Raw genomic sequence first — 15,789 nt, forward strand, 5'->3', positions numbered from 1 at the left:
ATAACGATATTCAATTCAATAGTATATTTCAGAATTTTTTTATCTAATTTAATTTTTCTTGTTTTCTCTCTTTTCTTTAATCTAGTTAAAAATACACGAAAAAAATACTCAATTTCAAACTACATACTTACTATTTTTCATTAGAAATCCAGCCAAAATAGTTAAACAAAAGAGGTATACCTTAATTGGCATACCTCTTTCAAAGAATAAGTTTACATAATAATATTATTTATAATTAGTTGTATGGCTATATAAAAAATTCAAATCTCTCCAACAATACGCTATCTCTTCTACCTGTACTCGCTCTAAAAATTTTGTATCAATTTTTTCTGGATTAAATTTTTCATAAAAGTTTTTCGAAGGGCTATTCGCAACAACCCATACTAAAAGTGATTGCATATCATTATTTATACATTCTGATAATAGAGCTTGAAATAACTTTTGTCCTATTTTCATTCCTTGATACTCTTGTAAAAGGTAGATTGCATATAATTCCCCATCACAATTATATGCACCACTTCTTTCCACTCCCCCGTCAATGAATCCGATTATTGTTTCATCTGACGTCTCTGCTACAAATCTATATTGGTATTTATCTTCTTGTTGAAAAATGTTTTCCCATTGTTTTTCTCGTTGCTCATATGTTATATTTTCTAAAAATTCGTCAATAAATATCCCTTTATACGTTGTTTTCCAGCTATCAACATGCACCTTTGCTATACCTCGTATATCATCTTTTATCGCTCTTCTAATATGTATTTCTATCATTTCCCCCCCTTGTTATTCATCATTATATCAATTTATTCCCTTAAAAATCCAAATAAAAAAGAGTGAAGTAAATTCACTCTTTTTTATCACAATTATCTACTTTCCACTTCAACTGAAACAACACGATCAATCTCTTTCAGGGAACTATACAACTCTGTTGTATATAAATCTTCTGGAGCTAAAATAACCATTTCCAGTTGCTGAAATGCTCCACTATCTATATCTTTAATTTTCACTCGTTTCACATGCATACCTAAATTTTTAATTTGCTTAAATATACCATCTAACTCATGATGCTCTTTTACAGTAATTTTTATAGATAAATCCTTTTGTCTTAATGAATACGGACCTGCAATTTTCACAAGTTGTGGAAGTACGTTAATTGCTAAAATAATTAAAATCATAGCAACCGTCGCTTGTAAATAAAAGCCCGCCCCAATTGCTATACCTAAAGCTGAAGCAGCCCACACCATAGAAGCTGTCGTTAATCCAGAAATAACATCATTACTTCTTCGTAAAATAACACCTGCCCCAAGAAAACCAATCCCACTCACAATTTGAGCAGCTAGACGCATTGGATCCATATTTGTATGCCCTGGAACAGAATATACATGTACGGCTTCAATTGAAACCATCGTAATTAAACAACTTGCTACAGAAATAACCATACTTGTTTTCACACCAAGCGGTTTATTCTTTAGCTGCCTATCTATCCCGATGAATAATCCTAAAAAGAGTGCTAAACCTAATTTGAGTAAAAATTCATATGACATATTTCCATTCTCCTTACTTTACAATGTTTCCCTTGGAATAATTCACTATAACTCTTTTATGATATCAATTCCAGTCTTTTCTATTCATTTAACGTAAAAAGCCGAAAAAACATTTGTAACGATGTTTCTCCGGCTTTTTATTACGCTTAAGATTTTTCTTTATTTCTGATCTTTAATCTTAATCTCTGCATCTTTGTAGAATGCTAATTTACTGTCATTATACTCTTTTGTAAAATTGTTAAATTGCTCTTTTGATTTTTGTGCTTCCACAGTTAATTCATTAACAGCCTTAACTTTTTCACCAATCTCTTTTAATTTCGTTTCTTTTACTTTTAATTTTTCATACAGTTCTTTTTCAGTCGCTAACGCCTTCGTATAATTTTCATTCATTTTTTGGAATGCATCATAACGTTTTTTATATGACTCTTCTACTGCTTTTGCTTGTTTTTGTAACTTCTTATCTTCAAGCTTCTCTATATTTCCTTGAACAGATTTTGTTTCTTTCTGAGCTTTTTCTAGCATCTCTTTCTCAGTTTTTAATACTTTTTCACGGTCATCTACATTTGCAGTAGCTTGCTCTATCTTCTTCATAACAGCGTCATTATGATCTTTACCTTCTTGTAAAATTTGAGAATATAGTTCTTGACCTTCATTCTCTAATTTCTCTAACTTCTTCGCTTCATCAACTAATGATTTTTCTTGTGTCGCTGCTGTTTCAAAAGCTGTATATAGATTTTCTTCTGGTTTTTCACCGAAACAACCTGTTAATAGTCCTACTGATAGTGCTCCAACTACTGCTACTTTTCCATACTTCAACGTTCATTCCTCCATTACATACGGTTATCATGCCAGAAATTCACTGGGAAGTGACTCTCTTCATGATAAGCTTCAAACTCATAACCCTTTTCTTTTAACCCTTTTAAAATTGCTGGTACAGCAGCAACTGATTGTGGGTGAATGTCATGCATTAAAATAACTTCCTGTGGTTTTGTTGCATGTGTTATTACGTTTTGAGCAATTTGTGCTGCCGCTGCATCAACTTGCATTTTGTTATATTTCCAATCTAATGAATCAATTGTCCAATCCCATACTTTAAAACCGCCCTCTACCACTTTATTTCGAAGACCTTCATTTAATCCAGGCATCGAACCGTATGGTGGACGTGTTAATTTAGGTGATTTTCCAATAATATTTGCGATTAAGCTTTGATCTTCTTTCATTTCATTTACATACTCGCCATTTTTATATAACTTCGCAAAATTATGTGTCATACTATGCATACCTACATAATGACCCTCTGCATTTTCACGTTTCACTAAATCCGGAAATTCTTTTACATTCGCTCCAATTAAAAAGAACGTCGCCTTCGCATCATGCTGTTTTAACATATTTAACAATTCAGCCGTATATTTCCCTGGGCCATCATCAAATGTAAGATAAGCAACTTTTCTTTCTTTTCCATTAAAACGACTTGGTGCCGTTTTATTCATTTCTACTTTCGGTTGTTCACTTGCAAGCTGTACTACGTTTTCTTGTTTTGCAACAGCCTTTGCTGGTGAAGTAATGGATTGAAACATGAAATACCCAATAGCTACTGCTGCAATCGCTATTAAAACGACTACTACTCGTTTAATTTTAAAAGCTTTTTCCATTCTATCGAATTCCTCTCCCTATTAATCTTATATATAAATCACCCAATATAATTATACATCTATTTACTTTATTACACTATATAAACAGACCTATATATGTATTATAATGGGAGTTTTATCAAAATGGTTGTTCCTATTCCTTCTTTACTTATAAAACTAAGTGTGCCTCCATGAAGCTCTACCATTTTTTTAACTATGGCTAAACCAAGACCTGCACCTGTAGCATTGTTATTAATCTGGTAAAATGGCTGTTCTATATATGATAAATGCTCTTTAGCAATTCCAATCCCTTCGTCTTTCACCTTTATCACTGCTTGTCCTTCATTTTTAGTCACTTCAATGTGAATTGTACCTTTTTCATGTGAATATTTAATAGCATTTTGAACGATATTCAAGAAAATTTGCTTTAGCCTATTTCGATCTCCCATCAATTCAATTCTTTCTATCGTATTAATAAATTGAATTTGTTTCTCTTCAGCGTTAGGAGTTAATTGCCAAATCGTCTCCTCTAGTATATCGTACATTTGCACATTTTGTTTATATAAATTAAAATGATTTGATTGTAATCTTGAAAAATCTAGCAATTCTTCTACTAAATGAATCAATCGGTCTGTCTCACCTGAAATAATTCCCATGCCTTGCTTTATCTCTTCTTCTGTTAAATGATCTACCGTTTTTAACGTCTCACTCCAACCTTTAATTCCAGTTAAAGGCGTTCGTATTTCATGAGAAATAGAAGCAATGAATTCATTTTTCATCTGTTCCGCTTTTTCTATTTTATTAGACATATGATTTAAACTATATGCTAACTCACCTAATTCACCTGGATAATCCTCTTTAATTTTCTTCTTTAATGTACCTTCTGCAATTTGTGAAGAAGCATGAATAATAGATTCGATAGGTTTAACAAACGAATTCGCTAATCGTCTACTGATTAAGAATACGATACCAGAAATGACAATTCCAACTGAAATAGTAAACATAATAATTTCAATAATCTTTGCATTTACATTCGTTAAAACAGTTGTATATTTCAAAACACCGATCGTTTGTCCTTGATGAATAAGTGGACTAATCACTTCCAATTGTTTCACATCGTCTTTCGTAGTAGTCACTTGATGGTACATCTCTCCTTCTAGTAACGAATACGGAATAACTACTTTACCTTCTACCTTTTGTCCACTTGACGACTGTATAATCGTACCATGTCGATCAATTAATTGTAATTCAGTTCCTTCTAACTGAAAGCTCTCAATTATATCCCCGCTGTATTCTTGCAAACGAATAAAGTATAGGGAATTGTATTCAGAGAAAAATCGTGTACTTGTCTTCGCATGAGATTCTATATATTGCACAATACCATTATAATAATATCGATAAATGGAGGCTGAAAATACGACTTCAAATAATACAAGCATAAGTATAATGACCGTCATAAAATATAAAGTCACTTTTCTTTTCATCTTATACTTTCCTTCCACACATATCCTTTTCCCCACACAGTAAGAATAAATTCAGGTTCTGATGGATTACATTCTATCTTTTGACGTAACCGCCTCATATTTACATCTACTACTTTCGTCTCACCTACGTAATTCGTTCCCCAAATCATATTTAAAATTTCATCACGTGAAACCGGCTTTGAAGCCTGATTCATTAAATACTGTAATATCATATACTCTGTAGGGGTTAAATCAACTAATTTTCCACTTTTATATAATCTTTCTTCTATAACATGTAACGAAAACGGGCCAGATATGATCGTATTCGCTTTTTCATCATGTACTTCTATTCTTCTTAGTAACGATTGTATACGTGCCGTTAATTCCACTGGACTAAACGGCTTTGCGATATAATCATCTGCACCAATTCCTAGTCCTTGTACTTTATCTTCATTTTGTACGCGTGCGGTCAACATAATAATACCTATTTTTTTATTTTCTTCCCGTATGGATTTACAAACTTGAAAACCATCAATTCCTGGTAACATTACATCAAGCAATGCTACATCAACAGTATGTTCACATAAAATCTGTAACGCCTCTTCTCCCGTACTAGCTTCTAACACATAAAATCCAGCACGTTTCAAATTCAAGACGATAAAACTACGAATAGGCATTTCATCTTCTAAAACTAAAATTGTTGGCATAATTTCCACCTCCCTACTCTTGTTGATAATCCGCTAGCGGTTTTACATATGCTTTCACTTTTTCAAAATGCGGCTGTTTCGGTACAGCATATACGTGAGAAGCTGTTTTAACCGCTGCCTCGTATCCTTTTATTTTGAACCATTCTTTCCGTTTAAATATATGAACTTCAAGCCATAGTTCATTTGTCGTAGTATCTATAAATTTTTGAACATCTGATGCTTCTTGCTGAACTGGAACAGTTATTTTTCCAATTAACGGTTGTGGGATTTTGACAAAATAACCTTTCTCTATATTTATATATCTTTCTTCTATCGGTTTAATTCCATCTTCACTCCACTGAATATAACGTTCAAACATCGTACTCTCTCCGTATGATACTTCTTCCCAACCTTTTGGACGCACTGTACGAACAAATTCAATAATGCCGTCTTCATTTATATCTTTGCTTTCGACTACATAATCATTGAATAAATCTTCTTTCCCATCTATAGGTAGTGGCTCATAATGACCCTTATCAAATTTTGCTACATACGTTATCCCTGAATGAGCGCCAACTCCTGCATCAATTACAACAGCCTTTAGTGATTTAGAAATACGCCCCATTTGTATTCTTTGAATGCTATTTATAAATGGATCGAATGATGCTTCAGATAAAGTTTTAAATTGTTCCATAAACTCAACTGTCAACTTCTCATCTTTTTCATACGTAACAAGGCTTATATCTTTCAGTCCATTTTTATTTAGATCCTCTATGAATAACTTCGTATAACTTCGATTATATATTTCCTTCATATCTTCATTTTCTTCCGAAAAAACATACATAACATGCTCTAACGATTCACGACTTACAGATATTCCGATTAATAACTCTCGCTTCCCGTTCCCTGTAAAATCACCGACTTCAACGATATCTACATCTCCACCATCAAATCTATGCGTGGACTTTACTTTCCAGCCATTTCCGACTTCTTCATAGACAGCTAAATATACGCTATGATCTTCATTCGGTAATTTATAAAATAAGATGGCTTCTTTCTTATTATCTTGTTTAAAATCCATTGACCAAATCATCTGTTTATCTTTATTAGACATTGGAGTAAGCAATCGATAATTAACAGGCAAATCTTTATCTATTTGCTCTTTTAGTTCATTAATCCATTTTTCATTGGCAGGAGCACCCATTAAACTTGTTGGGGCTTCAGACATTTTACATCCAGTCAACATAAAAATGATTCCCATAATGCCTATCCATTTCTGCATATGATATCTTTCCTTATTACAGATTTTCATTATTTCTCTTTACTTTTTGCTTCTCCAATATTCTCATACATATGAGTATAATTTTTCTAAAATAAAAAATCGTTACAGAAAAGTTACAAATCCATTCCCATAAAAAAAGATTGGCAAAGGCCAATCTTTTTTTATTATTCATTTCGAACTGGTTTTGGTGTTACACCTAAATGCTCATTTAATTTTTTCGAAATATCTTTTACATTTTTTTCGTTTGGAATGTAATAATAAATACCTCCAATACGTTTATCCGTACCTTCTATTTGCATTTTTTCCATTTCCAAATTAGATCCTGCCATATTTTTTGTAATCGCAAGCATATCATCGAAAGTTAAGTTCGTTTTCATATTTTTATCAACCGCATCAAGTAAAGAGCCCATTTTGCTAATTGATTGCACAGACATCGCTTTTTTTGCAATTGCTTCTATTACAAGTTGTTGTCTTTGTCCACGCATTGCGTCACTATCAATTTTACGCGTTCTTGCAAGTGCAAGTGCTTGTTCTCCATTTAAATGTTGGAAGCCTTTTTCTAAATGAATCATACCCGCTTGGTCTTTACTATCTTGCTCTGTGAAAGTAACAGGTACATCAATATCAATACCACCAAGTGAATCGACAATTTGTACGAATGATTCAAAGTTAAACTTCACATAATAATCAACAGGAACATTTAAAAATCTTTCCACTGTATCTCGTGTACTTTCAACACCACCAAATACATGTGCGTGTGTAATTTTATCTAATTTCTTTCTAGATGGAATATATACACGTGAATCACGCGGAATACTTACTAATTTAACTGATTTATCATCTTTATTAATTGTTGCTAATAAAAGTGCATCTGTGCGAACAGCTTCACCATATTGACTTTTTCGCATTTCACTACCATCTACACCCATAATTAAAATAGAGATGTTATCCTTTAAAGGCTCAACTTCTTTATCACGTTTTGATGATTTATCAATTTGTGCATACGCATCACTTACAACAGCTTTTGCCTTATTATATATTAATGATCCATATCCTACTCCTCCAAAAATAAGTAGGAAAAATGGAATTAAAATGAACCATTTTATTGACCTTCTTTTAGAACGTTTTTTATTGCTTCTCGTATTTTGTTCTAATTCAGAGCTCATCTTCATTCGCCTCTCTTTCTCTTTCCCTAGTATAATGTATGTCTAGTATTCTTCATATTGAATTTTCTTTCAAACACCTTACATTTTTGTAAGGTTACATGATGAATCCAATATGTATTCCATTTCACATTATACTCTCGTGCTTATTTTTGGCAAGTCACTATTTTCCAACTTCAAATATTTAGCACTTCGTAACATTCGAAAATATAGTTTTATAAATTTATTTATTTCAAATCGTTCGAGTTCTACATGGAAAATAGTCGAGAATAAAGAGAAAAATTAGTAATGTAATCTGTATGAATATAATAATGTATAGTTCATATTATTTTTTTTCAAGCGGTGTATACATTGTTTTCTTCCCATGATTATTAATGAAAGCGGATTTTGCTTTTAGTTTCGTCTTTTCTATTTCTATCTCTTCATTCGAGAAATTCACAATAATTTTAATATCTTTTCCATAAGAAGCAGATTGAACTAATTTATCTTCTGACAAATATGCAAAGTTCGTCATTTCTTCTTTTACTGCCTTTTCATGAACTTCATTCCAAACTTTCAGATGCTGTGTAATTTCTTGTTTATGCTTATTCCACTCTACTTCATCTAAATGGTACAACGGAGGAACATTATACAATAATTCGTATAACATACGGTTTCCTACCTCATCTTTTACTTTCAAACTTCCCCATTCCCAGTGATGCGTTGTAATTACAGAATCGTTGTATACTAATTTATATAACGGTACCGAATATACTGGATTTAAATATACTTGTTTATATTCTTCTTTTAACGGTACTTGTTTTGCATATTTTTCTGGAACATTTTGATTCGGTGACCAATATCCCCCTACATAATACGGACTTGTTTTATTTTTCCTCATATCTTCATCGTCCCATTTAATAACCGGTGTTTCAATACCGTGAGCAAATGCAATCGTGCTACTTGCAAAGTCATTTCCGCCTTCTGAGCCAACTACCATACCTTTTTCTTGCGCAATATAGTCCATTCGTTGCAACCTTGCTTTTAAATCTTGTTCTTGTGTCGTTATATGTTTGGCCGAATAATCATCATAAATTTCACCTGTTGCATCACAATCAATAAACCATGAATTATATTTAGGTCCATTTTGTAATATATCGTTCATTCGCTCTTTTACACTAGGAAGAGATAAAGTTGGATTTAACTTTCGCCCTCTACCTAAAAATCCTTGCACTTTTTCTCCATTTTTCTTCGTCACAGTTGCCTCTTCATATAGCGATGGATCCTGAAAAGAAGCTGTATTCCAATTTTTATCTGCTTTTTCATGAATAGAATGATAAGAATCATACGGACCAACTAAATATCCTATTTTCTTAGCTTCTGTCACGAAATCAGGCTGCATATACCCTTGTTCCCAATTCGGTAGCCCAATCCATGCATTGTCTATTCCTGCTGCTTTCATTTCCTTTATAATATCCGTTCCATCTGCGTTACCCCATTTACTTACTTCTTCAACCGCATCACCGAGCGCCGACTTTAATACATGCTTATTTAAGTTATATAACTCCATCTTCGATAAGTGATCTACCCCTTTGTTTAATAACTCACTAGCGTTCTGATCAACATTTCGGAAAATATCCTTTTTATACAATTCCTTCATTGATAATACTTCATTTATATAACGCAAAATAACATTTTTTTGGTACTTATCAATGAAATCTTGTTTACTTACTTGCTCAAACACACTCAGTTCTCCAGGCTCCGAACTATTCTTTTGAATAAGCCCTTTTATATGACTAAACACAGGACTATTTATTTGCTCTCTTATTTTAGGCCAATTTATGTTACTGTCAGACAAACCATTTTGATTCCAAAAATAAAAATGAGCCGCACCATAAAGTTTTTCAATCTCTTTATTTTTTCTAGCCTTTTCTTGTAATGTTTTAAATTCACCTTTTCCAGCAATATTATCCTTATACAGTTTAGCAATACTCACTGCATCATTATTTGTCACATATAATTGAAATCCATATGTTTTATTTTTATTTATGCTCGGGAATTCATGTATAAAATCAAATCCTATTTTCGGATCCGAATGAAATTTCAATTCATTATTAAACATATTGTTCGCAATATATACAATGGAATATTTCGAACCATTTAACGCAAAAAACTTCATAGAAAATGATTCAGCAAATGAATATGCATCATCCTTTAAAAACTTCTTCCAATTTTCATCATTACTCGGAATTTGCTTACCTTCCCATAACGGAAGTGTATAGTTTTCAGCTTGTACTTTCGGCCACGTAAAGCTTTCTGCACCAGTCGATTCCACTTCAATATTTAAGTAATCTTTTTTCTTTTCTAGATTCACTTTTACTTTTTGATCTGGATATTCCCAAGATGTGCGATCCGTGTCTTTTTTTACATTCGACACCTTCATTTTCGGTAACGGCTGTGACGCCTGTTCCTTTACACCATCATGTTCTACAGTTAACATGAAAGTCTCTGGATTTACATCGTAAGTAAACTCTTTATACGTAGCTTTCTTTACTTTAGACTCTTGTACAGCCTTGTTACCTTTTACATCACACCCGACTAAAGTCGAAAATGACATCGTTGTAAGAAGACATATTGCTATCATTTTTTTCATCTTCTGCACCTCCACCACTGAATATACAGGGGCTTTGTTACAGGAATGTGGCAAAAAAATAGAACTAGCATAACGCTAGCTCTATTTTGAGTATTATAAATAAGTGTGTATGGACAACTTTAACCTTCTTAAAATATATGTAGTACAATAACCGTGTTTTTTCATCCTCACTACTTATAAAAGCAAATAATTCATAACTTTAACGTGCATTTCTTAACTAAAAAAAGAAGTGTATATAATATAGCCTAAAACTAGCACTAAAATTACGAGCGCTGTACCTTTCCAATTCATACCACCTGTCATATCAACTGGACTACCTGATTCAGCTCTGTTTAATCGATCATGTAAAGAACCGGTAGGATTATTTTTCAATTCACTTTGCCTTATACGTTCTCTTTTTTCTTCTGGTGACTCTTTCCTCATACGATCGCCTCCAAATGAATACACGCTTTACTAAATTATACATTATTACTTTTCTTTTATATGCCCACTGAAAAGATATTTACAACAAAAAAAGCTAGCAATGCTAGCTTTTTTTTATCCCTATATGTTCTTCTTTATTTACAATAATGCCTCTATGATCGATTTCTAGCTCACACACTTTCATAGACGTAAATACTCTCGCTAATTGCTCAGCAATTTCTTGACGTTTATCATATGGCGTCAATATAAAAATGGATGGACCTGCACCACTAAGCGCTGTGCCGTATGCTCCAAACTCTTTTGCACATTTACGAATTGATGGTAATAGCGGTACGAGTTCTAAACGATACGGCTCGTGAAAATGATCTCTTTCCATCATTTCACCTACAACTTCCCACTTCTTTTGACAAAACGCAGCTACTAATACGTTGCTGATTGCACTAGCCTTAACTGCTTCATGAAACGGAAACACATCTGGTAATACAGATCGGCTTTCCTCTGTATTTAACTCTTCATTTGGAATAAGAGAAATTACACCTAATTCCTTACTTTCAATTCTTACAACCGAAACATTCTTTCCATCAAGTGCTCCGATTACAGTTCCTCCTAATATAGAAGCCGCAACATTATCTGGATGCCCTTCAAAATTTGTTGCAATTTGAACTTTTTGATCAGTCGTTAAGTTTAAATTGCCAAGTTGATTCGCAAGCTCTATCCCTGCTACAATTGCTGATGCACTACTTCCTAATCCTCTTGTAAGCGGGATATTACTAGTAACTTCTATTATATGAGGTGATAAAGAAGGACATACTTTACATGCCGTGCTAACGATTAAATTTTTATCATCTGTCGGAATTGATTCTTCAAAGGAATGGATTACTTGCCATCTATCAGCTTTTTCCCTTACCACCACATCTAAATATAATGATAAAGCTATTCCTACTGAATCAAATCCAGGTCCAACATTCGCTGTACTAGCAGGAACACGAATACTTAATGGTATCACGACATAATCACCCCTTTAATATGTTCTTTAATTTGTTCTATATTATTTGAAACACTTGCAATGTCTAATGTATTAGAAGAAATTGCGATATCAGGATCTTTCAAGCCGTTTCCAGTTAAAACTGCAACAACTGTCTCTCCTTTTTTGATTTTTCCAGATTGAACATGTTTAATTACACCTGCTAATGAAGCATTTGATCCCGGCTCAGCGAAAACCCCTTCCGTTTTTGCTAATAATCTATACGCATGTAAAATTTCTTCATCTGATACCATATCTATTTCACCGTGAGACTGTTCAGCAGCCTCTACTGCATATGACCAACTTGCGGGGTTACCGATACGAATCGCTGTTGCAATTGTTTCAGGTTCTTCAATGACATGTCCTTTTACAATTGCTGCCGCTCCTTCTGCTTCAAATCCGTGAATTCTTGGCTTCTTATAGCCTTTTTCTTTCTCATATTCACAGAAACCTTTCCAGTATGCTGTAATATTTCCGGCATTCCCAACAGGAATCGCTAAAACATCTGGTGCACTTTGCAACTGGTCACAAATTTCAAATGCTGCTGTCTTTTGCCCTTCAATTCGATAAGGATTCACTGAGTTTACTAATGTAATCGGCTCTTCCGCAGCAATATTTCTTACAGCCTTAAGTGCATCATCAAAATTTCCTTCTATTGAAATGATTTCAGCTCCATAGGCGACTGCTTGCGCTAATTTTCCATGTGCAATCTTTCCTTCAGGGATTACGATTATACATTTCATTCCAAGGCGTGCCGCGTATGCTGCGGCCGATGCCGAAGTATTACCTGTTGATGCACAAATAATTGCCTCCGAACCTTCTTCTTTCGCCTTCGCAACAGCCATTACCATACCACGATCTTTAAAAGAACCTGTCGGATTCGCTCCTTCATACTTACCGTATAACTGAATTCCTAATTGTTTTGATATATTTAATAACGGAATAAGCGGTGTATTTCCTTCCATTAAGCTCACATCAGGTGTATTTTCATTCACCGGTAAATAAGAAGCATACTGTTTTAATAATCCTTTATACATATTGTTTTTCCTCCTCAATAATGTAATAACTGTTTATTTCACTTGCGACATTTTCTATCGCTCCTAGTACTCGTTCGAATTGATACTTTGAAGTTTGATGTGTCACAACAACGACTTCTGCAAGTTCACGATTTAAAGGTAATTGAATAACTTCTTTTAAACTTACGGAATAATTAACGAAACATTCTGTTATTTTTTGTAACATCCCAGGTTCATCTCGTAATGAAATACGTAAGAAATATTTCGAAACGACTTCTTCATCTCCTTGTAATTCATACGGTTCTGGTTCTTTTAACGCACTTTTATTTTTCGGAACTTGATTCATACTTTTAACGATTGAAATAATATCACTTACTACAGCAGAACCAGTCGGTAACTTCCCAGCTCCAGGGCCGTAAAACATTACTTCTCCTACCGCTTGACCGTGAACATATACTGCATTAAATTCATTATTTACATTCGATAATGGATGATGGCTTGGTAAAAGTGTCGGTTCTACACTTAAATGAATGGCTGATCCTTGTTTCTCTGCTTTCCCAATTAATTTCATAGTAAACCCTAACTTTTCAGCCATTTGTAGATCTTCTTTTTCGATCTTTCGAATCCCTCTTACTTGTACATCATCTAAAGAAACATTCATCGAAAAACCTAAGTTTGCAAGAATGGCTACCTTTCTCGCCGCATCTAGCCCATCTACATCCGCTGTTGGATCCGATTCTGCAAAACCTAATTTTTGGGCTTCTTGTAAAGCCTCTTCATACGACCATCCCTTTTGACTCATCTTTGTTAACATATAATTTGTTGTGCCATTTACAATTCCCATTATTTTTTCAATTTGATCTGAAGCTAATCCATCTGTTAATCCCCTTAACACCGGAATACCGCCCGCTACACTTGCTTCATAACATAGATCACAATCATTTTCGTTCGCCAGGTGGAGAAGTTCCGCACCGTATACAGCCATTAAATCTTTATTTGCTGTTACGACATGTTTTTTATTTCGTAAAGCCTTAACAATATGTTGCTTTGCTTCTTCAATTCCGCCCATTACCTCTACTACAATATCAATATTTGGATCATTTAGAACTTCATCGACATGACTTGTTACTACGATTCCATCAATGCAAACATCACGTTCTTTTTTCAAGTCACGTACAACGACTGTCTTTACCTTCACTTCATACCCTGTATCAAGTGCAATTTTTTTATAATGTTCTTTCAAAATATGGACAACACCACTACCGACCGTACCTAAGCCTAACACCCCAACATTAATAACGTTATTCATTTTCTAATCTCCTCCTACAATTTTATTTTTTATCTCTATCAATCACCTTGCTCTGTTTTTTAATCATGCAGGTGGTGGTTATTTCCGTACGTACAAATCGTTTCATGTTACTGCACCTCCTTTCAAAGTAATAAAAAAACACACCCATCCCTAGGAAAGGGACGAATGTGTTTTCGTGGTTCCACCCTTGTTCCAATCTAGACGTATTTCTCCCTAGATTGCTCAAGTTCAGATAACGGCTGATTCCGTCAATAATTACTAGATTACTCGTTCACTATTGAAGTTCAAAGGTGGTAAAATCATTTCTCGTGTTAGGAAGCTCACACCCTTGGCTTCCCTCTCTGTAAACCGTAAAAATGATTCCGTGTCCTTATCGTTACTTTTTCGCTCATGTTTATTTGTTAATTCATTATACTCGCATAAACAACAAAATCAATACTATTTTTTAATTATTTTTAATTTTCAATCTCTAATTCTATAAAAAAACACACTCATCCCTAGGAAAGGGACGAATGTGTTTTCGTGGTTCCACCCTTGTTCCAATCTAGACGTATTTCTCCCTAGATTGCTCAAGTTCAGATAACGGCTGATTCCGTCAATAATTACTAGATTACTCGTTCACTATTGAAGTTCAAAGGTGGTAAAATCATTTCTCGTGTTAGGAAGCTCACACCCTTGGCTTCCCTCTCTGTAAACCGTAAAAATGATTTCATGTCCTTATCGTTACTTTTCGTTCATGTCTATTTGTTAACTTATTATAGTTATCAACTTTTTAAAAAGCAAGCCTATTTTTACTAACTATTTTCAAGATACTATTTTATTATATTTCACAATAACATTATGCAACTGCCTCTCGATTTACCTATTTTATTATTTCTCCATTTTGTAAATCAACAGTTCATATATAAATATCCCATTCCAAAACGATTAGAAATCCGCCTTTAAAAATATATTACTAAAGTTTTTCAATACAATCTTTTCGTATAACTTTCTTCTAAAGAACGTGCAACATCTTCTTCTGAAGCATTCACTTTCGCATGCTCCAGCAACATTTTTGCTGCTGAAGGTAACTCTTTTTTATGTAACCAAGATTCTGGATCCCACATCTTAGATCGGATAAAAGCTTTTGCACAATGAATATAACACTCTTCTATTTCAACGACAATTCCAAGTAACGGATTGCGTCCATTCGCCTGCATTTCTTGCAATATCTCTTCGTCGTTTGTAATATACGCTCGGCCGTTTATCCGGAGCGTCTCCCCAAGGCCTGGAATAAAAAAGAGTAACCCTACGTATGGATTTGAAATAATGTTCAAAATGGAATCTATACGACGGTTACCTGGTCTGTCTGGAATAATAATTTTATTATTATTTAATACGAATACAAATCCAGGTGCGTCTCCTCTCGGCGAAACATCACACGCTCCTAATTTATTTGCAGTAGACAATACTAGAAAAGGAGATTTAGACAGAAAATCTACGCAATGGTGGTCTAATGATGAAATAACTTTCTTTAACGCTCGCTCACTTGGTTGCCCTAATATTTTCCGTAATTCTTCCTCTGTTGAAATAATCGATTTTATTTCTTTACTCTCTATCCCCACTATTAACCACTCCAT

14 protein-coding genes and 2 other annotated features are annotated in these 15,789 nt (G+C 33.8%); all 14 genes read right to left on the reverse strand.

Annotation, left to right across the window (positions count from 1 at the left end):
- Window positions 1–225: 225 nt before the first annotated feature.
- Complete coding sequence (locus MKO96_RS05010; RefSeq protein ID WP_240587384.1) at window positions 226–765, reverse strand: GNAT family N-acetyltransferase; 540 nt, start codon at window positions 763–765, stop codon at window positions 226–228.
- A gap of 95 nt (window positions 766–860) precedes the next feature.
- Window positions 861–1,541: an MgtC/SapB family protein gene (locus MKO96_RS05015; RefSeq protein WP_000119503.1), complete on the reverse strand. Its 681-nt coding sequence runs from the start codon at window positions 1,539–1,541 to the stop codon at window positions 861–863.
- A gap of 159 nt (window positions 1,542–1,700) precedes the next feature.
- Complete coding sequence (locus MKO96_RS05020) at window positions 1,701–2,357, reverse strand: YkyA family protein (protein WP_087980260.1); 657 nt, start codon at window positions 2,355–2,357, stop codon at window positions 1,701–1,703.
- A 14-nt stretch (window positions 2,358–2,371) separates the two neighbouring features.
- Complete coding sequence (locus MKO96_RS05025) at window positions 2,372–3,193, reverse strand: peptidoglycan-N-acetylglucosamine deacetylase (RefSeq protein WP_000409390.1); 822 nt, start codon at window positions 3,191–3,193, stop codon at window positions 2,372–2,374.
- A 101-nt stretch (window positions 3,194–3,294) separates the two neighbouring features.
- Window positions 3,295–4,656: a sensor histidine kinase gene (locus tag MKO96_RS05030; RefSeq protein WP_240586872.1), complete on the reverse strand. Its 1,362-nt coding sequence runs from the start codon at window positions 4,654–4,656 to the stop codon at window positions 3,295–3,297.
- Window positions 4,653–5,342 (reverse strand): response regulator transcription factor, encoded by a 690-nt coding sequence (locus tag MKO96_RS05035; protein WP_240586873.1) that lies wholly within the window; start codon window positions 5,340–5,342, stop codon window positions 4,653–4,655. Before MKO96_RS05035 ends, MKO96_RS05030 begins: the two co-directional genes overlap by 4 nt.
- Window positions 5,343–5,355: 13 nt before the next feature.
- Window positions 5,356–6,603 carry a hypothetical protein gene (locus tag MKO96_RS05040; protein ID WP_240586874.1) on the reverse strand — a complete coding sequence of 416 codons (1,248 nt, stop codon included), beginning with the start codon at window positions 6,601–6,603 and terminating at the stop codon, window positions 5,356–5,358.
- A 164-nt stretch (window positions 6,604–6,767) separates the two neighbouring features.
- Window positions 6,768–7,769, reverse strand: a complete 1,002-nt coding sequence (locus MKO96_RS05045) for an LCP family protein (RefSeq protein ID WP_000093639.1) — start codon at window positions 7,767–7,769, stop codon at window positions 6,768–6,770.
- A gap of 322 nt (window positions 7,770–8,091) precedes the next feature.
- Window positions 8,092–10,398, reverse strand: coding sequence for a glycoside hydrolase (locus MKO96_RS05050; RefSeq protein ID WP_240586875.1), 2,307 nt, complete (start codon window positions 10,396–10,398; stop codon window positions 8,092–8,094).
- A 213-nt stretch (window positions 10,399–10,611) separates the two neighbouring features.
- Complete coding sequence (locus MKO96_RS05055; protein ID WP_240586876.1) at window positions 10,612–10,821, reverse strand: DUF6366 family protein; 210 nt, start codon at window positions 10,819–10,821, stop codon at window positions 10,612–10,614.
- A 103-nt stretch (window positions 10,822–10,924) separates the two neighbouring features.
- Window positions 10,925–11,827, reverse strand: coding sequence for a homoserine kinase (gene thrB, locus MKO96_RS05060; protein WP_240586877.1), 903 nt, complete (start codon window positions 11,825–11,827; stop codon window positions 10,925–10,927).
- Window positions 11,824–12,882: a threonine synthase gene (thrC, locus tag MKO96_RS05065; protein ID WP_000276442.1), complete on the reverse strand. Its 1,059-nt coding sequence runs from the start codon at window positions 12,880–12,882 to the stop codon at window positions 11,824–11,826. Before thrC ends, thrB begins: the two co-directional genes overlap by 4 nt.
- On the reverse strand, window positions 12,875–14,170 hold the full coding sequence (locus MKO96_RS05070; protein WP_087980253.1) for a homoserine dehydrogenase: 1,296 nt from the start codon (window positions 14,168–14,170) through the stop codon (window positions 12,875–12,877). Before MKO96_RS05070 ends, thrC begins: the two co-directional genes overlap by 8 nt.
- A gap of 154 nt (window positions 14,171–14,324) precedes the next feature.
- Window positions 14,325–14,556, reverse strand: a binding site (T-box leader).
- Between the two features lie 115 nt (window positions 14,557–14,671).
- Window positions 14,672–14,903: a binding site (T-box leader), on the reverse strand.
- Window positions 14,904–15,135: 232 nt separating this feature from the next.
- On the reverse strand, window positions 15,136–15,774 hold the full coding sequence (locus MKO96_RS05075) for a pyridoxamine 5'-phosphate oxidase family protein (protein WP_240587385.1): 639 nt from the start codon (window positions 15,772–15,774) through the stop codon (window positions 15,136–15,138).
- Window positions 15,775–15,789: the final 15 nt, after the last annotated feature.

The organism is Bacillus sp. ES1-5 (genome assembly GCF_022487605.1).
GTDB classification, from domain to species: Bacteria; Bacillota; Bacilli; order Bacillales; family Bacillaceae_G; genus Bacillus_A; species Bacillus_A wiedmannii.